Here is a 16218-nt window from a genome sequence, read left to right as displayed (position 1 = left end):
CCGTTGGTGCTGGCGTCGTAGCTAAAATCATCGAGTGATCTCTTTATTGAGTCAGCTTTGATGAGTTGAAAAAGCCCCCGCTTAGCGGGGGCTTTTTTATTGGGTTGACACCTATCTGGGGCGTCTATAGAATTGCGCCTCCTTTTAACGGGCGTATTGCGCCCGGTGGGAATAGCAGCCGGAGTCTGAAATCCAATGCAAAATCAGCAAATCCGTATCAGGTTGAAGGCTTTTGACCATCGCCTGATCGACCAATCAACCCAGGAAATCGTGGAAACCGCGAAACGTACTGGTGCTCAAGTGCGTGGTCCAATTCCACTGCCTACCCGTAAAGAGCGGTTCACCGTTCTGGTTTCCCCGCACGTCAACAAAGACGCGCGTGACCAGTACGAGATCCGCACTCATAAGCGCGTTCTGGACATCGTCCAGCCAACGGATAAAACCGTTGATGCACTTATGAAGCTTGATCTTGCGGCCGGTGTGGAAGTGCAGATCAGCCTCGGCTAAGACTCGGTCTTGGTCGTGTAACGCTCTGAAATGGGCGGCCATAGCGGGTGAAAGCCCCGTACACTCATGAGGTTTACAACATGACTATTGGTGTAGTCGGTCGTAAAGCGGGTATGACCCGTATTTTCACCGAAGAAGGTGTCTCCATTCCGGTCACGGTCATTGAGATCGAGCCGAATCGCGTCACCCAGTTCAAAACTGAAGAAACCGATGGCTATCGTGCAGTGCAAGTCACTGTCGGCGAGCGTCGTGCTTCCCGTGTAACAGCTGCTCAGGCTGGCCACTTCGCCAAGGCGAACGTTGCCGCTGGTCGTACCGTAATGGAATTCCGCCTTGAAGAAGGCGAGTACCAAGCCGGCGATCTGATCAACGCTGAAATCTTCGCTGCTGGTCAACTGGTTGATGTAACCGGTCAGTCCAAAGGTAAAGGTTTCCAGGGTACGATCAAGCGTTGGAATTTCCGCGGGCAAGATAACACCCACGGTAACTCCGTATCCCACCGCGTCCCAGGCTCTATCGGCCAGTGCCAGACTCCTGGTCGTGTATTCAAGGGCAAAAAAATGTCCGGTCATATGGGCGCTGAGCGCGTGACCGTGCAGTCCCTGGAAGTAGTGCGCGTGGACGCTGAACGCAATCTGTTGCTGGTCAAGGGTGCTGTTCCTGGCGCTACTGGCGGCAACCTGGTTGTACGTCCAGCAGCCAAGGCTCGCGGTTAAGGGGAAGCTGACATGCAATTAAATGTAAATGACGCTCAAGCGATCGAAGTTTCCGAACTGACATTTGGCGGCGAATTCAACGAGACGCTGGTTCACCAAGCAGTCGTGGCCTACATGGCCGGCGGCCGTCAAGGTAGCAAGCAGCAAAAGACCCGTTCCGACGTTCGTGGTGGCGGTAAGCGCCCATGGCGTCAGAAAGGTACTGGCCGTGCTCGTGCCGGTACTATCCGTAGCCCAATCTGGCGCGGCGGCGGCACCACTTTCGCAGCTCGTCCACAGGATCACTCCCAGAAGCTGAACAAGAAGATGTATCGCGCAGCAATGCGTTCCATCCTTGCTGAGCTGGTGCGTACTGATCGTCTGGTCGTGGTTCAGGATTTCGCAGTTGAAACTCCGAAAACCAAAGACCTGCTGGGCAAACTGAACAACATGAGCCTGACCGACGTTCTGATCGTGTCGGACGCTGTTGATCAGAACCTGTACCTGGCTGCTCGCAACCTGCCACACGTAGATGTACGTGACGTGCAAGGTTCCGATCCAGTTAGTCTGATCGCATACGACAAGGTGTTGATCACCGTGTCGGCCGTGAAGAAATTCGAGGAGCTGCTGGGATGAACCAGGAACGCGTATTTAAAGTTCTGCTTGGCCCGCACGTTTCCGAGAAGGCTACGGTTCTGGCAGACAAGAAAGGCCAGTTCGTTTTCAAGGTTGCTACTGACGCAACCAAGCTGGAAATCAAGAAGGCCGTCGAAAGCCTGTTCAGCGTGAAAGTTGAGCGTGTTACTACCCTGAACGTTCTGGGTAAGAGCAAGCGCACCGCTCGCGGTCTGGGCAAGCGTAATGACTGGAAGAAGGCAGTTATCTCCCTTCAGCCAGGCCAAGATCTCGATTTCAGCAGCAGTGCTGAGTAAGGAAGGGGTGCATCATGGCAATCGTTAAATGCAAACCGACTTCCCCTGGCCGCCGTTTTGTGGTCAAGGTGGTCAACCAGGAGCTGCATAAAGGCGCTCCTCACGCACCGCTGCTCGAGAAAAAATCGAAGTCTGGTGGTCGTAACAACAATGGCCGTATTACCACTCGTCACATCGGTGGTGGTCATAAGCAGCATTACCGTATGGTCGATTTCCGTCGCAACGACAAAGATGGCATCGTCGCCACTGTCGAGCGTATCGAATACGATCCAAACCGTACTGCTCACATCGCACTGCTCTGCTACGCAGACGGCGAGCGCCGCTACATCATCGCCCCTAAAGGCGTGAGTGCTGGCGACACGCTGATCGCAGGTGCCCTGGCTCCAATCAAGCCAGGTAACGCTCTGCAACTGCGCAACATTCCAGTCGGTTCTACCGTACACGGCATCGAACTGAAGCCAGGTAAAGGCGCACAGATCGCTCGTTCCGCTGGTGCTTCGGCTCAGCTGATCGCTCGTGAAGGCGTTTACGTGACCCTGCGTCTGCGTTCCGGTGAAATGCGTAAAGTACTGGCTGAGTGCCGTGCGACCCTGGGCGAAGTCTCGAACTCCGAGCACAGCCTGCGTTCGCTGGGTAAAGCTGGTGCCAAGCGCTGGCGTGGCGTTCGCCCAACCGTTCGTGGTGTTGCCATGAACCCGGTTGACCACCCACATGGTGGTGGTGAAGGTCGTACCTCTGGTGGTCGTCATCCGGTATCGCCATGGGGCTTCCCGACTAAGGGCGCGAAGACTCGTGGTAATAAGCGTACCGACAAAATGATCGTCCGTCGTCGCAAGTAAATAGAGGGATACGACAGTGCCACGTTCTCTGAAAAAAGGTCCTTTTATTGATCTTCACCTACTGAAGAAGATCGAAGTGGCGGCGGAAAAGAACGATCGCAAACCAATTAAGACTTGGTCGCGTCGTTCGATGATCCTGCCACAAATGGTCGGTCTGACCATCGCTGTACACAACGGTCGTCAGCACGTCCCAGTTCTCGTAAACGAAGACATGGTCGGCCACAAACTGGGCGAGTTCGCCGGTACCCGCACTTATCGCGGGCACGTGGCAGACAAGAAAGCCAAGCGTTAAGGGGTAAGGAAATGGAAGTAGCCGCTAAGTTGTCGGGCGCTCGAATCTCCGCCCAGAAAGCCCGCTTGGTCGCCGACCAGATCCGCGGGAAGAAGGTGGGCGAAGCGCTCAACCTGTTGGCTTTCAGCAGTAAGAAAGCCGCCGAGATCATGAAAAAAGTGCTGGAGTCGGCCGTAGCCAACGCCGAGCATAACGAAGGCGCAGACGTTGATGACCTGAAGGTCAGCACCGTTTTCGTCAACGAAGGGCGTTCGCTGAAGCGCATCATGCCACGTGCCAAAGGCCGTGCTGATCGCATCGTCAAGCGGTCTTGCCATATCACTGTCAAGGTTGCTGACAAGTAACGGAGTCGAAGAGATGGGTCAGAAAGTACATCCCATTGGCATTCGCCTGGGAATCGTCAAGGAGCACACCTCCGTCTGGTACGCAGACGGTCGGACTTATGCGGACTACTTGTTCGCTGATCTGAAGGTGCGTGAATACCTCCAAGACAAACTAAAAAGCGCGTCCGTAAGCCGTATCGATATCCATCGTCCGGCCCAAACTGCACGCATCACCATCCACACCGCTCGTCCAGGTATCGTTATCGGGAAGAAAGGTGAAGATGTTGAGAAACTGCGTCAGGACCTGACCAAGCAAATGGGTGTGCCTGTGCACATCAATATCGAAGAGATCCGCAAGCCGGAACTCGACGGTATGCTGGTTGCGCAGAGCGTAGCTCAGCAGCTGGAGCGTCGTGTAATGTTCCGTCGCGCCATGAAGCGCGCTGTACAGAACGCCATGCGCATTGGTGCCAAAGGCATCAAAATCCAAGTGAGCGGTCGTCTCGGCGGTGCTGAAATCGCACGTACTGAATGGTATCGCGAAGGTCGTGTGCCACTGCACACCCTGCGTGCCGACATCGACTATGCCAACTACGAAGCTCACACCACTTACGGTGTGATCGGTGTAAAGGTTTGGATCTTCAAAGGCGAAGTAATTGGTGGTCGCCAAGAAGAGCTGAAGCCACAAGCACCAGCGCCTCGTAAAAAAGCTGCTAAGTAAGGGGTACGCCAAATGTTGCAACCTAAGCGTACGAAGTTCCGCAAGCAGATGACCGGCCACAACCGTGGTCTGGCACTGCGCGGTAGCAAAGTCAGCTTCGGCGAGTTCGCGCTGAAGTCTGTAGCTCGTGGTCGTCTCACCGCTCGTCAGATCGAGTCAGCGCGTCGTGCTCTGACCCGTCACGTAAAACGTGGCGGCAAGATCTGGATCCGTGTATTCCCGGACAAGCCGATCTCCAAGAAGCCTCTCGAGGTTCGTATGGGTAAAGGTAAGGGTAACGTGGAGTACTGGGTTGCCCAGATTCAGCCAGGCAAAGTCCTGTATGAAATCGAGGGTGTTTCTGAAGAGCTGGCGCGTGAGGCTTTCGCCCTGGCTGCTGCAAAGCTGCCGCTCGCCACCTCCTTTGTTAAACGGACGGTGATGTGATGAAAGCGAATGAACTTCGTGAAAAATCCGCACAGCAGCTGAACGAGCAACTGCTCGGCTTGCTGCGCGACCAGTTCAATCTGCGCATGCAGAAAGCAACTGGCCAGTTGGGGCAGTCTCATCTGCTCTCGCAAGTTAAGCGTGACATCGCTCGCGTGAAGACTGTGCTCAACCAGCAGGCAGGTAAGTGATCATGGCTGAAGCCGAAAAAACTGTCCGTACGCTGACTGGCCGTGTTGTCAGCGACAAGATGGACAAAACCATCACCGTTCTGATCGAGCGTCGCGTTAAGCACCCGATCTACGGTAAATACGTTAAGCGTTCGACTAAGCTGCACGCGCACGACGAAACCAATCAGTGCCACATCGGCGACAAAGTCACTATTCGTGAAACTCGTCCGATGGCCAAGACCAAGTCTTGGGCGCTGGTTGATGTTCTCGAACGCGCTGTGGAAGTCTAAGGGCTAGGGGTCGGAGAAATTATATGATTCAGACTCAATCCATGCTCGATGTGGCCGATAACAGCGGCGCTCGCCGCGTTATGTGCATCAAGGTGCTGGGTGGCTCCCATCGTCGTTACGCTGGTATCGGTGACATCATCAAAGTTACCGTGAAGGAAGCAATTCCTCGCGGTAAGGTGAAAAAAGGCCAAGTGATGACTGCTGTTGTAGTCCGCACTCGTCACGGCGTACGTCGTGCTGATGGCTCCATTATCCGCTTTGATGGCAACGCTGCTGTTCTTCTGAACAACAAGCAAGAGCCGATCGGCACCCGTATCTTTGGGCCAGTGACCCGTGAACTTCGTACTGAGAAGTTCATGAAGATCGTCTCGCTCGCCCCAGAAGTGCTGTAAGGAGATCCGACATGCAAAAGATTCGTCGTGACGACGAGATCATCGTGATCGCCGGCAAAGACAAAGGTAAGCGCGGTAAGGTGCTGAAGGTTCTTGCTGACAACCGTCTGGTTGTTGGTGGTCTGAACCTGGTCAAGCGTCATACCAAGCCTAACCCGATGTCGGGCGTACAGGGCGGTATCGTCGAGAAAGAAGCGCCACTGCACGCTTCCAACGTCGCCATCTTCAACGGCGAAACCAACAAGGCTGACCGCGTTGGTTTCAAAGTAGAAGACGGTAAGAAAATTCGTGTCTTCAAGTCGACCCAAAAAGCGGTTGATGCTTGAACACTGCTAGGTAGAAGACCATGGCACGACTAAAAGAGATTTACCGGAAGGAAATCGCTCCGAAACTTAAGGAAGAACTTAAGCTTTCGAACGTGATGGAAGTTCCGCGCGTTACCAAAATCACCCTGAACATGGGTCTGGGCGAAGCGATCGGCGACAAAAAAGTCATCGAGCATGCTGTTGCTGACCTGGAAAAGATCACCGGCCAGAAAGTCGTTGTGACCTACGCTCGCAAATCCATCGCTGGCTTTAAAGTCCGTGAAGGTTGGCCGATCGGCGTCAAAGTGACCCTGCGCCGTGAGCGTATGTACGAGTTCCTGGATCGTCTGCTGTCGATCTCCCTGCCTCGGGTTCGCGACTTCCGCGGCCTGAATGCCAAGTCCTTCGATGGTCGTGGCAACTACAGCATGGGCGTGAAAGAGCAGATCATTTTCCCGGAAATCGACTACGACAAGATCGATGCTCTCCGCGGTCTGGACATTACCCTGACCACCACTGCCAAGAACGATGATGAAGGCCGCGCTCTGCTGCGTGCTTTCAAATTCCCGTTCCGCAACTGATTGGAGTAGGAAAATGGCCAAGAAGAGCATGAAAAACCGTGAGCTGAAGCGTCAGCTCACCGTTGCCAAGTACGCCGTCAAGCGTGCAGCGCTGAAAGCTATCATCGTCGATCTGAACGCAAGTCCAGAAGCGCGCTGGGAAGCTACCGTAGCTCTGCAGAAGCAACCACGTGACGCAAGCGCTTCGCGCATGCGTAACCGTTGCCGTCTGACCGGTCGTCCGCACGGCGTTTACCGCAAGTTCGGCCTCGGCCGTAACAAATTGCGTGAAGCGGCAATGCGTGGTGACGTACCAGGTCTGGTTAAAGCCAGCTGGTAATTGCTGTCAAAGCCTTGATGGTCGGGGTCGCAAGAACCTGACCATCGGTGGCCTTGAACTTGAATCAAGCCCCTTTTGGGGCTTGATTCATTTCTGGGGTATGTCTAGAATGACCGGCTCGCCTGAGCCCGTGTTTTTTATGCCCGGAGTTTCTCGGCGACAAGTAGTAGCCGCAAGGCTAATTTTTCTGTATTAGGAGCGTCTAGCCCATGAGTATGCAGGACCCGTTAGCGGACATGCTAACTCGAATCCGTAATGCCCAGATGGCTGAAAAGTCTGTCGTAAGCATGCCGTCTTCCACGTTGAAGGTGGCTGTAGCTAAAGTCCTGAAGGACGAAGGTTACATCGCGGGTTTTCAGATCACCACCGACGCTAAGCCGTCGCTGTCCATCGAGCTGAAGTACTTCGAGGGCCGTCCGGTCATCGAGGAAGTGAAGCGCGTTAGTCGTCCAGGCCTGCGTCAGTACAAGTCCGTTGAAGATCTGCCGAAAGTTCGTGGCGGTCTTGGCGTGTCTATCGTCTCCACCAACAAAGGTGTGATGACGGATCGTGCTGCGCGCGCTGCCGGTGTCGGCGGCGAAGTTCTTTGCACTGTGTTCTAAGGGGGGATAAGCATGTCTCGCGTCGCTAAGAACCCCGTTAAGCTGCCAGCCGGTGTCGAAGTCAAATTCGCAGGCCAACAGCTTTCGGTGAAGGGTGCCAAGGGTACTCTTGAACTGAACATCCATTCGTCCGTTGAGATTGTTGAAGAAGCTGGTGAGTTGCGTTTCGCTGCTCGCAATGGCGATCAACAGACTCGCGCAATGGCCGGTACCACGCGTGCGTTGGTAAACAACATGGTCCAAGGCGTAAGCCAAGGCTTCGAGCGCAAGCTCCAGCTGGTCGGTGTTGGTTACAAGGCGCAAGCAAAAGGCACGGTTCTGAACCTTGCCCTTGGCTTCTCGCACCCAGTGGATTACGAACTGCCGGAAGGCATCACCGCTGAGACCCCTAGCCAGACCGATATCCTGATCAAGGGCATCGACAAGCAGCTGGTAGGTCAAGTGGCCGCTGAGATCCGCGACTTCCGTCCACCAGAGCCGTACAAAGGCAAAGGTGTGCGCTACGCGGACGAAGTCGTCCGTCGTAAAGAAGCCAAGAAGAAGTAGGGCATAGCAAATGACCGACAAAAAAGTTACTCGACTGCGTCGCGCTCGCAAAGCACGCCTGAAAATGCACGAACTCGAAGTCGTGCGTCTCTGCGTGTTCCGCTCGTCGCAGCACATCTACGCCCAGGTCATCTCGGCCGACGGCAACAAAGTCCTGGCAAGCGCCTCGACTTTGGATAAAGAACTGCGTGATGGTGCCACTGGCAACATCGACGCGGCCACAAAGGTTGGCCAGCTGGTCGCTACGCGTGCTAAGGCCGCTGGCGTCTCGCAAGTGGCTTTCGACCGCTCTGGCTTCAAGTACCACGGCCGCGTTAAAGCGCTGGCTGATGCTGCTCGTGAAGCTGGGCTGGAGTTCTAAGTTATGTCAAATAACGACCAAAAGCGCGACGAAGGCTACATCGAGAAGCTGGTTCAAGTTAACCGCGTAGCCAAAACCGTTAAAGGCGGCCGTATCTTCACTTTCACCGCGTTGACCGTGGTTGGTGATGGTAAAGGGCGTGTTGGCTTCGGCCGTGGCAAGTCGCGTGAAGTGCCTGCTGCGATCCAGAAGGCAATGGAAGCTGCTCGCCGCAACATGATCCAGGTTGATCTGAACGGCACCACTCTGCAGTACGCAATGAAGTCCGCCCATGGCGCTTCGAAGGTGTACATGCAGCCTGCTTCTGAAGGTACCGGTATCATCGCTGGCGGCGCTATGCGTGCTGTCCTCGAAGTTGCTGGCGTTCAGAACGTTCTGGCCAAGTGCTACGGCTCGACTAACCCTGTAAACGTGGTTCACGCCACTTTCAAGGGTCTGAAGGCCATGCAGTCTCCTGAATCCATTGCAGCCAAGCGTGGCCTGCGTGTTGAGGAGATCAAGTAATCATGGCTACCGTTAAAGTTACGCTGATCAAAAGCATGACCGGCCGCATCCCTAACCACAAACTGTGCGTTAAGGGTCTGGGTCTGCGTCGCATCGGTCACACTGTAGAAGTCCAGGATACTCCCGAGAATCGCGGGATGATCAACAAGGCTTACTACATGCTGCGTGTCGAGGGTTAATCGATGAAACTCAATGATCTGAGTCCAGCGCCGGGTTCCCGTCGCGAAAAGCATCGTCCGGGCCGTGGTATCGGTAGTGGTTTGGGTAAGACTGGTGGCCGTGGTCACAAAGGTCAGACTTCCCGCTCCGGTGGCACCATTGCTCCAGGCTTTGAAGGCGGTCAACAGCCGCTGCATCGTCGCCTGCCGAAGTTCGGTTTCGTTTCCCTGAAAGCCATGGATCGCGCAGAAGTGCGTCTGTCCGAGCTGGCTAAAGTGGAAGGCGACATCGTCACCGTGCAGTCCCTGAAAGATGCCAACGTGATCAACGTCAACGTACAGCGTGTGAAAATCATGCTGTCCGGTGAAGTGACTCGCGCTGTCACTATCGGCAAGGGAATCGGCGCCACCAAAGGTGCGCGTGCGGCTATCGAAGCAGCTGGCGGCAAGTTCGAGGAATAAATGGCTAAGCAAGGTGCTCTCTCTGCGCTCGGCAAAGGCGGTATGTCTGAACTTTGGGCTCGTCTGCGTTTTCTGTTCCTGGCGATTATCGTCTACCGAATAGGCGCACACATCCCGGTTCCAGGTATCAACCCGGACCGACTCGCAGACCTGTTTCGACAGAATGAGGGGACCATTCTTAGCTTGTTCAACATGTTTTCCGGCGGCGCGCTGGAACGGATGAGCATCTTTGCACTGGGGATCATGCCGTACATTTCGGCATCGATCATCATGCAGCTGATGACCGCCGTCAGCCCGCAGCTGGAGCAGTTGAAGAAGGAAGGTGAAGCTGGCCGTCGCAAGATCAGCCAGTACACCCGCTACGGCACCGTCGTCCTCGCTCTCGTTCAGGCCATTGGCATGTCCATTGGTCTGGCGGGGCAGGGCGTTGCGTTCACTGGTGACTTTGGCTTCCATTTCGTCGCGGTCTCCACGTTTGTGGCTGGCGCGATGTTCATGATGTGGCTGGGTGAGCAGATTACTGAGCGTGGTGTAGGCAACGGTATCTCGATGTTGATTTTTTCGGGTATCGTCGCCGGTCTTCCGAGAGCAATCGGGCAGTCTTTCGAGTCTGCGCGTCAGGGCGATATCAACATCTTCGCTTTGGTTGCCATCGGTTTGCTGGCAGTAGCGATTATCGGTTTCGTGGTGTTCATTGAGCGTGGTCAGCGTCGTATCGCTGTTCACTACGCCAAGCGTCAGCAGGGCCGCAAGGTTTTTGCTGCGCAGACAAGCCACTTGCCGCTGAAGGTGAACATGGCCGGTGTTATTCCGGCTATTTTCGCGAGCAGCATTTTGCTGTTCCCGGCTTCGTTGGGTGCCTGGTTCGGTCAGTCTGAAGGTATGGGCTGGTTGCAGGACATCTCGCAGTCGATCGCTCCTGGTCAGCCGTTGAATATTCTGCTGTTTAGTGCAGGGATTATTTTCTTCTGCTTCTTCTATACGGCGTTGATGTTCAATCCGAAAGACGTAGCGGAAAACCTGAAGAAGTCCGGTGCCTTTATTCCGGGCATCCGTCCAGGTGAGCAGTCCGCACGCTATATTGATGGCGTTTTGACTCGCTTGACCATGTTCGGTGCTCTTTACATGACGGCCGTGTGCTTGTTGCCCCAGTTCCTGGTGGTTGCAGCAAACGTTCCGTTCTACCTTGGCGGGACCTCGTTGCTGATCGTGGTCGTGGTTGTGATGGACTTCATGTCCCAAGTACAATCGCACCTCGTTTCGCACCAGTACGAATCCCTGATGAAGAAAGCCAACCTGAAGGGTTACGGCAGCGGCATGTTGCGCTGAGTACCCATAAGGTTCGAGGAGTTGGTGATGAAAGTTCGTGCATCGGTGAAAAAGCTGTGCCGTAACTGCAAGATTATTCGCCGCGAAGGTGTTGTTCGAGTAATTTGCAGCGCGGAACCGCGTCACAAACAGCGCCAAGGCTGAGTGTGATTGTGCTTCAAGCCCGGTAGCTAGTGCGCTACCGGGTTGATTATTTGTTATTACAGCGATATTATCTCGCGCCCTATTTCTTGGCTTCCGGGGCGTAGGTAGCTGTCAATTGGAGTCCCACTGAATGGCCCGTATTGCAGGCGTTAACATTCCAGATAACAAGCATACTGTTATCTCGCTGACCTACATCTATGGTGTTGGTCGCACTACTGCACAGAAGATCTGTGCAGAGACTGGGGTAAACCCAGCCGCAAAGATCAAGGATCTGAGCGACGAGCAGATTGAACAGCTGCGTGGCGAAGTGGCGAAGTTCACCACTGAAGGTGACCTGCGTCGCGAAATCAACATGAAAATCAAGCGCTTGATGGACCTCGGTTGCTATCGCGGTCTGCGTCATCGTCGTGGTCTTCCAGTACGCGGTCAGCGTACCAAGACCAACGCGCGTACCCGTAAAGGTCCGCGTAAGCCGATCCGCAAGTAATCGCCCCAGCGAATCGACAGGAATTTAATCATGGCAAAACCTGCTGCTCGTCCTCGTAAAAAAGTTAAAAAGACAGTGGTTGATGGCATCGCCCACATCCATGCTTCTTTTAACAACACCATCGTGACCATCACCGACCGTCAAGGTAACGCTCTTTCCTGGGCTACCTCCGGTGGTTCGGGTTTCCGCGGTTCCCGCAAGTCCACCCCGTTCGCTGCTCAAGTAGCTGCTGAGCGTGCTGGTCAAGCTGCGCTGGAATACGGCCTGAAAAACCTCGACGTGAACGTCAAGGGTCCAGGTCCAGGTCGTGAATCCGCAGTCCGCGCTTTGAACGGCTGTGGCTACAAGATCGCCAGCATCACCGACGTGACGCCAATCCCGCACAACGGGTGCCGTCCGCCGAAGAAGCGCCGCGTGTAATCCAGGAGATTGTAAAGAATGGCTCGTTACATTGGTCCAAAATGCAAACTCGCTCGTCGCGAAGGCACCGATCTCTTCCTGAAGAGCGGCGTGCGCGCGATCGAATCGAAGTGCAACATTGAAGCAGCACCTGGTATCCACGGCCAACGCCGCGGTCGCCAGTCCGACTACGGCACCCAACTGCGTGAAAAGCAGAAGGTCCGTCGTATCTACGGCGTTCTCGAGCGTCAGTTCAGCGGCTACTACAAAGAAGCTGCTGGCAAGAAAGGTGCAACCGGTGAAAACCTGCTGCAACTGCTCGAATGCCGTCTGGACAACGTTGTATACCGTATGGGCTTTGGTTCGACTCGTGCCGAATCCCGTCAGCTGGTATCGCACAAGTCGATCAGCGTTAACGGTCAGACCGTAAACGTTCCGTCCTACCAGGTTCGTGCTGGTGACGTGGTTGCTGTTCGCGAGAAAGCAAAAAACCAACTTCGCATTGTCCAAGCTCTCGATCTGTGTGCCCAACGTGGCCGCGTAGAATGGGTAGAAGTAGACACTGAGAAGAAGTCGGGCGTTTTCAAGAACGTTCCTGCTCGCAGTGATCTGTCCGCCGACATCAACGAAAGCCTGATTGTCGAGCTCTACTCCAAGTAAGGGCTAGAAAATAGGTGCATCCATGCAGATTTCGGTAAATGAGTTCCTGACACCCCGCCACATTGATGTGCAGGTTGTCAGTCCAACCCGCGCCAAGATCACTCTCGAGCCTCTCGAGCGTGGTTTTGGCCACACCCTGGGCAACGCGCTGCGCCGCATCCTGTTGTCCTCAATGCCCGGCTGCGCAGTAGTCGAGGCCGAGATTGACGGTGTGCTCCACGAGTACAGCGCCATCGAAGGTGTACAGGAAGACGTAATTGAAATCCTGTTGAACCTTAAAGGTCTGGCCATCAAGCTGCACGGTCGTGACGAAGTTACGCTGACCTTGTCGAAGAAGGGTTCGGGGGTGGTTACCGCTGCCGATATTCAGCTGGATCATGATGTCGAGATCGTTAATCCCGATCACGTAATCGCTAACCTGGCGTCTAACGGCGCCCTGAACATGAAGCTCACCGTAGCTCGTGGTCGTGGTTATGAACCAGCAGACTCGCGTCAGAGCGATGAAGACGAAAGCCGCAGCATCGGTCGCTTGCAGCTTGACTCTTCGTTCAGCCCGGTTCGCCGTATCGCATACGTGGTGGAAAACGCCCGTGTCGAACAGCGTACCAACCTGGACAAGCTGGTTATTGATCTGGAAACCAACGGTACTCTGGATCCTGAAGAGGCTATCCGCCGCGCTGCAACCATTCTGCAACAGCAGTTGGCTGCGTTCGTCGACCTCAAAGGTGACAGTGAGCCAGTGGTTGTCGAGCAGGAAGACGAGATCGATCCGATCCTGCTTCGCCCGGTTGACGATCTGGAACTGACTGTACGTTCGGCTAACTGCCTTAAGGCGGAAAACATCTACTACATCGGCGACCTGATTCAGCGTACCGAAGTAGAGCTGTTGAAGACTCCGAACCTGGGCAAGAAATCCTTGACTGAAATCAAGGACGTTCTGGCCTCCCGCGGTCTGTCCCTCGGCATGCGCCTCGACAACTGGCCGCCTGCAAGTCTTAAGAAGGACGACAAGGCGACTGCCTGATCGTCGTAATCACCGAACGTAGTGTTTGGTAAGGAATGAACCATGCGTCATCGTAAAAGTGGGCGTCACCTGAGCCGCACCAGCTCGCACCGCAAGGCCATGTTCCAGAACATGGCGGTGTCGCTGTTCGAGCACGAGCTGATCAAAACTACTCTGCCAAAAGCCAAAGAACTGCGCCGCGTTGCCGAGCCGCTGATCACTCTGGCCAAGACAGACAGCGTTGCTAACCGTCGTCTGGCTTTCGACCGTACTCGTTCGAAAGCTATCGTTGGTAAGCTCTTCAACGACCTGGGCAAGCGTTACGCTACCCGTGAGGGTGGCTACCTGCGCATCCTCAAGTGCGGTTTCCGCGCTGGCGACAACGCGCCTATGGCGTACGTCGAACTGGTTGATCGTGCTGTCGGCGGTGAAGCTGTATCCGCTGAGTAAGACATCAGTCTGAAACAAGGAGCCGGGCCTAGTGCCCGGTTTTTTGTGCCTGTAAGAAATGCGCTGTTCGTACAAGCTTCTACCCTGTTCGTGTCTGCACTATGTGCCAGGATTTATCGTTAGTTTTTCTCTATTGAAGGCCATAAGTTAATGAATTTGTGGCTGTCATATTGATGATCGATACTCCCCAACAAGCCGATTAGCCGGCAGTTCAAGACCGATAGAGGATGAAGATCGCATGAGCCAGAACAAGACGCTTACGACCGCCAGTGGTGCACCTGTCGCTGATAACCAGAACTCTCGCTCCGCCGGCCCTCGTGGTCCGTTGCTGCTCGATGATTTCCACCTGATCGAGAAGCTTGCTCACTTCAACCGGGAAAACATTCCCGAGCGTCGTGTACACGCCAAGGGTTCGGGTGCATATGGCACTTTCACGGTCACTCGCGACATTACGCAGTACACCAGCGCCAAGCTGTTCTCTGCTGTCGGCAAACAGACGCCGACCTTCCTGCGTTTTTCAACGGTCGGTGGTGAGCGTGGTTCGGCCGACACCGAACGCGATCCGCGTGGCTTCGCCCTCAAGTTCTACACCGAAGAAGGCAACTGGGACATTGTCGGCAACAACACGCCGGTGTTCTTCATTCGCGATCCGCTGAAATTCCCTGACTTTATCCACACCCAGAAACGCCTGCCGCAAAGCAACCTGAAAAGCGCGCAGATGATGTGGGACTTCTGGTCGCATTCGCCTGAAGCGCTGCATCAGGTCACGATCCTGTTCTCCGATCGCGGCATTCCGGACGGCTATCGCCACATGCACGGTTTTGGCAGCCACACCTACAGCCTGATCAGCGCTCAAGGCGAGCGTCACTGGGTGAAGTGGCACTACAAGACCAAGCAAGGGATCAAGAACCTCGCGCCGGCAGACGCGGCACGTCTGGCGGGCACAGATCCCGATTACGCCCAGCGTGATCTGTTCGAAGCCATCGAGCGTGGAGACTTCCCGAAATGGAGCGTGTGCATCCAGATCATGACCGAGGCCCAGGCTGCGGCTCACTACGAGAATCCGTTCGACGTGACCAAAACCTGGTCGCAGAAGGAGTTCCCGCTGATTGAAGTGGGTGAGCTGGAACTGAACCGTAATCCGCTCAACTACTTTGCCGAAGTCGAGCAAGCTGCGTTCGGCCCAAGCAACATGGTGCCAGGCGTAGGTCTGTCACCGGATCGCATGCTGCAAGGTCGTGTCTTCGCATACGCCGATGCCCACCGCTACCGCGTAGGCACCAACCACCAGCAACTGCCCGTGAATGCCCCGCGCAGCCCGGTGAATACTTACCAGCGCGACGGCTCGATGGCTTTTGGCAGCAATGGTGGTGCAGCGCCTAACTACGAGCCGAACAGCTACGTAGAGTCGCCGAAACAAGCGCCACATTATGCCGAGCCTGCGCTGGCCCTGAGCGGCGCGGCTGATCGCTACGATCACCGCGAAGACACCGACTACTACAGCCACGCTGGTGCGCTGTTCCGCTTGATGAGCGACGAGCAGAAAGCATTGCTGGTCAGCAACATCGCCGGCGCGATGGCGGGTGTATCGAGTGATGTCGTCGACCGTCAGTTGCAGCATTTCCACAAGGCCGACCCGGCGTACGGAGAAGCAATCGCAAAGCTGCTCAACGTACAGCTTAACGAAGTCTAAACGAGAAGCAGAACCGCCCTCATTTGGGCGGTTTTTGCGTTATTTAGGCTGCTTTTCTCAGAATATCTTCGCTTTTATTGCGCGAAGTGAGTGACCTTCCAGTCAGGTTGGTTCAAACTACAGACTTTCAAGCAGGGAGATGTAGGGCGATGCAAGGCCACCCAGACGTTATCGATTACCTCAACACGTTGCTGACCGGCGAACTGGCCGCGCGTGACCAATATTTCGTTCACTCGCGGATGTATGAGGACTGGGGATTCACCAAGCTCTACGAACGAATCAACCACGAGATGGAAGAAGAGGCCGGTCACGCCGATGCGCTGATGCGCCGGATTCTGATGCTCGAAGGCACTCCGCGCATGCGCCCGGATGACCTGGATGTTGGTACCACGGTTGAGACCATGCTCGAAGCGGATCTGCGCCTTGAGTACAAGGTTCGTGCTGCACTGTGCAAAGGCATCGAGCTGTGTGAAAAGAATGGCGACTATGTAAGCCGCGATATCCTCAAGCTTCAGCTGCATGACACCGAAGAAGATCACACCTACTGGCTCGAAAAGCAGTTGGGCCTGATCAAGCTGATCGGTATCCAGAACTACCTGCAGTCCCACGCGTCCTGATTGCAGCCGAT

The 16218-nt window shown here is 55.0% G+C and carries 30 protein-coding genes; all 30 read left to right on the top strand.

Features of this window, described 5'->3' with window-relative positions; genetic code table 11:
* Positions 1-195: 195 nt before the first annotated feature.
* The 30 genes from rpsJ (at position 196) to bfr (ending at position 16207) form a co-directional block, all read left to right on the top strand.
* Positions 196-507, top strand: coding sequence for a 30S ribosomal protein S10 (gene rpsJ / locus PMI24_RS16010; RefSeq protein ID WP_003186070.1), 312 nt, complete (start codon positions 196-198; stop codon positions 505-507).
* 80 nt (positions 508-587) lie between these two features.
* Entirely contained in the window at positions 588-1223 is a 636-nt protein-coding gene (gene rplC / locus PMI24_RS16005) for a 50S ribosomal protein L3 (RefSeq protein WP_007955641.1), read from the top strand.
* Positions 1224-1235: 12 nt separating this feature from the next.
* On the top strand, positions 1236-1838 hold the full coding sequence (rplD, locus tag PMI24_RS16000) for a 50S ribosomal protein L4 (RefSeq protein WP_003228735.1): 603 nt from the start codon (positions 1236-1238) through the stop codon (positions 1836-1838).
* Positions 1835-2134 (top strand): 50S ribosomal protein L23, encoded by a 300-nt coding sequence (gene rplW, locus PMI24_RS15995; protein ID WP_002555488.1) that lies wholly within the window; start codon positions 1835-1837, stop codon positions 2132-2134. Before rplD ends, rplW begins: the two co-directional genes overlap by 4 nt.
* Positions 2135-2148: 14 nt before the next feature.
* The gene (gene rplB, locus PMI24_RS15990; RefSeq protein ID WP_007955640.1) at positions 2149-2973 is read left to right on the top strand and encodes a 50S ribosomal protein L2; all 825 of its coding nucleotides are present in this window, start codon (positions 2149-2151) and stop codon (positions 2971-2973) included.
* Between the two features lie 16 nt (positions 2974-2989).
* Positions 2990-3265 carry a 30S ribosomal protein S19 gene (rpsS, locus tag PMI24_RS15985; protein WP_003228731.1) on the top strand — a complete coding sequence of 92 codons (276 nt, stop codon included), beginning with the start codon at positions 2990-2992 and terminating at the stop codon, positions 3263-3265.
* A gap of 11 nt (positions 3266-3276) precedes the next feature.
* Positions 3277-3609, top strand: a complete 333-nt coding sequence (gene rplV, locus PMI24_RS15980) for a 50S ribosomal protein L22 (RefSeq protein ID WP_003103908.1) — start codon at positions 3277-3279, stop codon at positions 3607-3609.
* 13 nt (positions 3610-3622) lie between these two features.
* Positions 3623-4309: a 30S ribosomal protein S3 gene (rpsC, locus tag PMI24_RS15975; RefSeq protein ID WP_003176422.1), complete on the top strand. Its 687-nt coding sequence runs from the start codon at positions 3623-3625 to the stop codon at positions 4307-4309.
* Between the two features lie 12 nt (positions 4310-4321).
* On the top strand, positions 4322-4735 hold the full coding sequence (rplP, locus tag PMI24_RS15970; RefSeq protein WP_003228729.1) for a 50S ribosomal protein L16: 414 nt from the start codon (positions 4322-4324) through the stop codon (positions 4733-4735).
* Positions 4735-4926, top strand: a complete 192-nt coding sequence (gene rpmC / locus PMI24_RS15965) for a 50S ribosomal protein L29 (protein WP_002555481.1) — start codon at positions 4735-4737, stop codon at positions 4924-4926. Before rplP ends, rpmC begins: the two co-directional genes overlap by 1 nt.
* 2 nt (positions 4927-4928) lie before the next feature.
* Positions 4929-5195: a 30S ribosomal protein S17 gene (gene rpsQ / locus PMI24_RS15960; RefSeq protein WP_003194644.1), complete on the top strand. Its 267-nt coding sequence runs from the start codon at positions 4929-4931 to the stop codon at positions 5193-5195.
* Positions 5196-5218: 23 nt separating this feature from the next.
* Entirely contained in the window at positions 5219-5587 is a 369-nt protein-coding gene (gene rplN / locus PMI24_RS15955; protein WP_002555479.1) for a 50S ribosomal protein L14, read from the top strand.
* A gap of 11 nt (positions 5588-5598) precedes the next feature.
* On the top strand, positions 5599-5913 hold the full coding sequence (rplX, locus tag PMI24_RS15950; RefSeq protein WP_003186046.1) for a 50S ribosomal protein L24: 315 nt from the start codon (positions 5599-5601) through the stop codon (positions 5911-5913).
* Between the two features lie 20 nt (positions 5914-5933).
* Positions 5934-6473, top strand: a complete 540-nt coding sequence (gene rplE, locus PMI24_RS15945) for a 50S ribosomal protein L5 (RefSeq protein ID WP_003210069.1) — start codon at positions 5934-5936, stop codon at positions 6471-6473.
* A 13-nt stretch (positions 6474-6486) separates the two neighbouring features.
* Entirely contained in the window at positions 6487-6792 is a 306-nt protein-coding gene (gene rpsN / locus PMI24_RS15940) for a 30S ribosomal protein S14 (protein WP_007955639.1), read from the top strand.
* Between the two features lie 209 nt (positions 6793-7001).
* Positions 7002-7394, top strand: a complete 393-nt coding sequence (rpsH, locus tag PMI24_RS15935) for a 30S ribosomal protein S8 (RefSeq protein ID WP_007955638.1) — start codon at positions 7002-7004, stop codon at positions 7392-7394.
* A gap of 12 nt (positions 7395-7406) precedes the next feature.
* On the top strand, positions 7407-7940 hold the full coding sequence (gene rplF, locus PMI24_RS15930; RefSeq protein ID WP_003176412.1) for a 50S ribosomal protein L6: 534 nt from the start codon (positions 7407-7409) through the stop codon (positions 7938-7940).
* Between the two features lie 10 nt (positions 7941-7950).
* Complete coding sequence (gene rplR / locus PMI24_RS15925; RefSeq protein ID WP_003186037.1) at positions 7951-8301, top strand: 50S ribosomal protein L18; 351 nt, start codon at positions 7951-7953, stop codon at positions 8299-8301.
* A 3-nt stretch (positions 8302-8304) separates the two neighbouring features.
* Positions 8305-8805 (top strand): 30S ribosomal protein S5, encoded by a 501-nt coding sequence (gene rpsE, locus PMI24_RS15920; RefSeq protein ID WP_007955637.1) that lies wholly within the window; start codon positions 8305-8307, stop codon positions 8803-8805.
* A 2-nt stretch (positions 8806-8807) separates the two neighbouring features.
* On the top strand, positions 8808-8984 hold the full coding sequence (rpmD, locus tag PMI24_RS15915; RefSeq protein ID WP_003176408.1) for a 50S ribosomal protein L30: 177 nt from the start codon (positions 8808-8810) through the stop codon (positions 8982-8984).
* 3 nt (positions 8985-8987) lie between these two features.
* On the top strand, positions 8988-9425 hold the full coding sequence (gene rplO / locus PMI24_RS15910) for a 50S ribosomal protein L15 (protein ID WP_003228720.1): 438 nt from the start codon (positions 8988-8990) through the stop codon (positions 9423-9425).
* Complete coding sequence (gene secY / locus PMI24_RS15905) at positions 9426-10754, top strand: preprotein translocase subunit SecY (RefSeq protein ID WP_003228718.1); 1329 nt, start codon at positions 9426-9428, stop codon at positions 10752-10754.
* Between the two features lie 27 nt (positions 10755-10781).
* Positions 10782-10898, top strand: a complete 117-nt coding sequence (rpmJ, locus tag PMI24_RS28905; RefSeq protein WP_002555468.1) for a 50S ribosomal protein L36 — start codon at positions 10782-10784, stop codon at positions 10896-10898.
* Positions 10899-11028: 130 nt separating this feature from the next.
* Positions 11029-11385, top strand: coding sequence for a 30S ribosomal protein S13 (rpsM, locus tag PMI24_RS15900; protein ID WP_009045849.1), 357 nt, complete (start codon positions 11029-11031; stop codon positions 11383-11385).
* A gap of 30 nt (positions 11386-11415) precedes the next feature.
* A complete protein-coding gene (rpsK, locus tag PMI24_RS15895) occupies positions 11416-11805 on the top strand; it encodes a 30S ribosomal protein S11 (protein WP_002555466.1) in 390 nt (129 codons plus the stop codon).
* A gap of 18 nt (positions 11806-11823) precedes the next feature.
* Positions 11824-12444 carry a 30S ribosomal protein S4 gene (rpsD, locus tag PMI24_RS15890; RefSeq protein WP_003176404.1) on the top strand — a complete coding sequence of 207 codons (621 nt, stop codon included), beginning with the start codon at positions 11824-11826 and terminating at the stop codon, positions 12442-12444.
* 22 nt (positions 12445-12466) lie between these two features.
* On the top strand, positions 12467-13468 hold the full coding sequence (locus PMI24_RS15885; protein ID WP_003186012.1) for a DNA-directed RNA polymerase subunit alpha: 1002 nt from the start codon (positions 12467-12469) through the stop codon (positions 13466-13468).
* 42 nt (positions 13469-13510) lie between these two features.
* On the top strand, positions 13511-13897 hold the full coding sequence (gene rplQ, locus PMI24_RS15880; RefSeq protein WP_007955635.1) for a 50S ribosomal protein L17: 387 nt from the start codon (positions 13511-13513) through the stop codon (positions 13895-13897).
* 238 nt (positions 13898-14135) lie between these two features.
* A complete protein-coding gene (locus tag PMI24_RS15875) occupies positions 14136-15590 on the top strand; it encodes a catalase (RefSeq protein ID WP_007955634.1) in 1455 nt (484 codons plus the stop codon).
* Positions 15591-15739: 149 nt separating this feature from the next.
* Complete coding sequence (gene bfr / locus PMI24_RS15870; protein WP_007955633.1) at positions 15740-16207, top strand: bacterioferritin; 468 nt, start codon at positions 15740-15742, stop codon at positions 16205-16207.
* Positions 16208-16218: the final 11 nt, after the last annotated feature.

The sequence above is a fragment of the Pseudomonas sp. GM25 genome (assembly GCF_000282255.1).
GTDB lineage: Bacteria > Pseudomonadota > Gammaproteobacteria > Pseudomonadales > Pseudomonadaceae > Aquipseudomonas > Aquipseudomonas aphyarum.
The sequence above is the reverse complement of the archived record's forward strand: the minus strand, read 5'-3'. Positions and strand labels throughout refer to the sequence as shown.

Excerpts from the sequence above, each read along its gene's own strand:
- rpsD (WP_003176404.1), top strand. The coding sequence starts at position 11,824 with ATGGCTCGTTACATTGGTCCAAAATGCAAACTCGCTCGTCGCGAAGGC.
- rpsK (WP_002555466.1), top strand. The coding sequence starts at position 11,416 with ATGGCAAAACCTGCTGCTCGTCCTCGTAAAAAAGTTAAAAAGACAGTG.
- bfr (WP_007955633.1), top strand. The coding sequence starts at position 15,740 with ATGCAAGGCCACCCAGACGTTATCGATTACCTCAACACGTTGCTGACC.
- PMI24_RS15875 (WP_007955634.1), top strand. The coding sequence starts at position 14,136 with ATGAGCCAGAACAAGACGCTTACGACCGCCAGTGGTGCACCTGTCGCT.
- PMI24_RS15885 (WP_003186012.1), top strand. The coding sequence starts at position 12,467 with ATGCAGATTTCGGTAAATGAGTTCCTGACACCCCGCCACATTGATGTG.
- rplP (WP_003228729.1), top strand. The coding sequence starts at position 4,322 with ATGTTGCAACCTAAGCGTACGAAGTTCCGCAAGCAGATGACCGGCCAC.
- rpsH (WP_007955638.1), top strand. The coding sequence starts at position 7,002 with ATGAGTATGCAGGACCCGTTAGCGGACATGCTAACTCGAATCCGTAAT.
- rpsM (WP_009045849.1), top strand. The coding sequence starts at position 11,029 with ATGGCCCGTATTGCAGGCGTTAACATTCCAGATAACAAGCATACTGTT.
- rplN (WP_002555479.1), top strand. The coding sequence starts at position 5,219 with ATGATTCAGACTCAATCCATGCTCGATGTGGCCGATAACAGCGGCGCT.
- rplF (WP_003176412.1), top strand. The coding sequence starts at position 7,407 with ATGTCTCGCGTCGCTAAGAACCCCGTTAAGCTGCCAGCCGGTGTCGAA.
- rpsN (WP_007955639.1), top strand. The coding sequence starts at position 6,487 with ATGGCCAAGAAGAGCATGAAAAACCGTGAGCTGAAGCGTCAGCTCACC.
- rplD (WP_003228735.1), top strand. The coding sequence starts at position 1,236 with ATGCAATTAAATGTAAATGACGCTCAAGCGATCGAAGTTTCCGAACTG.
- rplB (WP_007955640.1), top strand. The coding sequence starts at position 2,149 with ATGGCAATCGTTAAATGCAAACCGACTTCCCCTGGCCGCCGTTTTGTG.
- rpsE (WP_007955637.1), top strand. The coding sequence starts at position 8,305 with ATGTCAAATAACGACCAAAAGCGCGACGAAGGCTACATCGAGAAGCTG.
- rpmD (WP_003176408.1), top strand. The coding sequence starts at position 8,808 with ATGGCTACCGTTAAAGTTACGCTGATCAAAAGCATGACCGGCCGCATC.
- rplR (WP_003186037.1), top strand. The coding sequence starts at position 7,951 with ATGACCGACAAAAAAGTTACTCGACTGCGTCGCGCTCGCAAAGCACGC.
- rplX (WP_003186046.1), top strand. The coding sequence starts at position 5,599 with ATGCAAAAGATTCGTCGTGACGACGAGATCATCGTGATCGCCGGCAAA.
- rplE (WP_003210069.1), top strand. The coding sequence starts at position 5,934 with ATGGCACGACTAAAAGAGATTTACCGGAAGGAAATCGCTCCGAAACTT.
- rplV (WP_003103908.1), top strand. The coding sequence starts at position 3,277 with ATGGAAGTAGCCGCTAAGTTGTCGGGCGCTCGAATCTCCGCCCAGAAA.
- rpmC (WP_002555481.1), top strand. The coding sequence starts at position 4,735 with ATGAAAGCGAATGAACTTCGTGAAAAATCCGCACAGCAGCTGAACGAG.
- rplW (WP_002555488.1), top strand. The coding sequence starts at position 1,835 with ATGAACCAGGAACGCGTATTTAAAGTTCTGCTTGGCCCGCACGTTTCC.
- rpsJ (WP_003186070.1), top strand. The coding sequence starts at position 196 with ATGCAAAATCAGCAAATCCGTATCAGGTTGAAGGCTTTTGACCATCGC.
- rplO (WP_003228720.1), top strand. The coding sequence starts at position 8,988 with ATGAAACTCAATGATCTGAGTCCAGCGCCGGGTTCCCGTCGCGAAAAG.
- rpsC (WP_003176422.1), top strand. The coding sequence starts at position 3,623 with ATGGGTCAGAAAGTACATCCCATTGGCATTCGCCTGGGAATCGTCAAG.
- rplC (WP_007955641.1), top strand. The coding sequence starts at position 588 with ATGACTATTGGTGTAGTCGGTCGTAAAGCGGGTATGACCCGTATTTTC.
- rpsQ (WP_003194644.1), top strand. The coding sequence starts at position 4,929 with ATGGCTGAAGCCGAAAAAACTGTCCGTACGCTGACTGGCCGTGTTGTC.
- secY (WP_003228718.1), top strand. The coding sequence starts at position 9,426 with ATGGCTAAGCAAGGTGCTCTCTCTGCGCTCGGCAAAGGCGGTATGTCT.
- rplQ (WP_007955635.1), top strand. The coding sequence starts at position 13,511 with ATGCGTCATCGTAAAAGTGGGCGTCACCTGAGCCGCACCAGCTCGCAC.
- rpmJ (WP_002555468.1), top strand. The coding sequence starts at position 10,782 with ATGAAAGTTCGTGCATCGGTGAAAAAGCTGTGCCGTAACTGCAAGATT.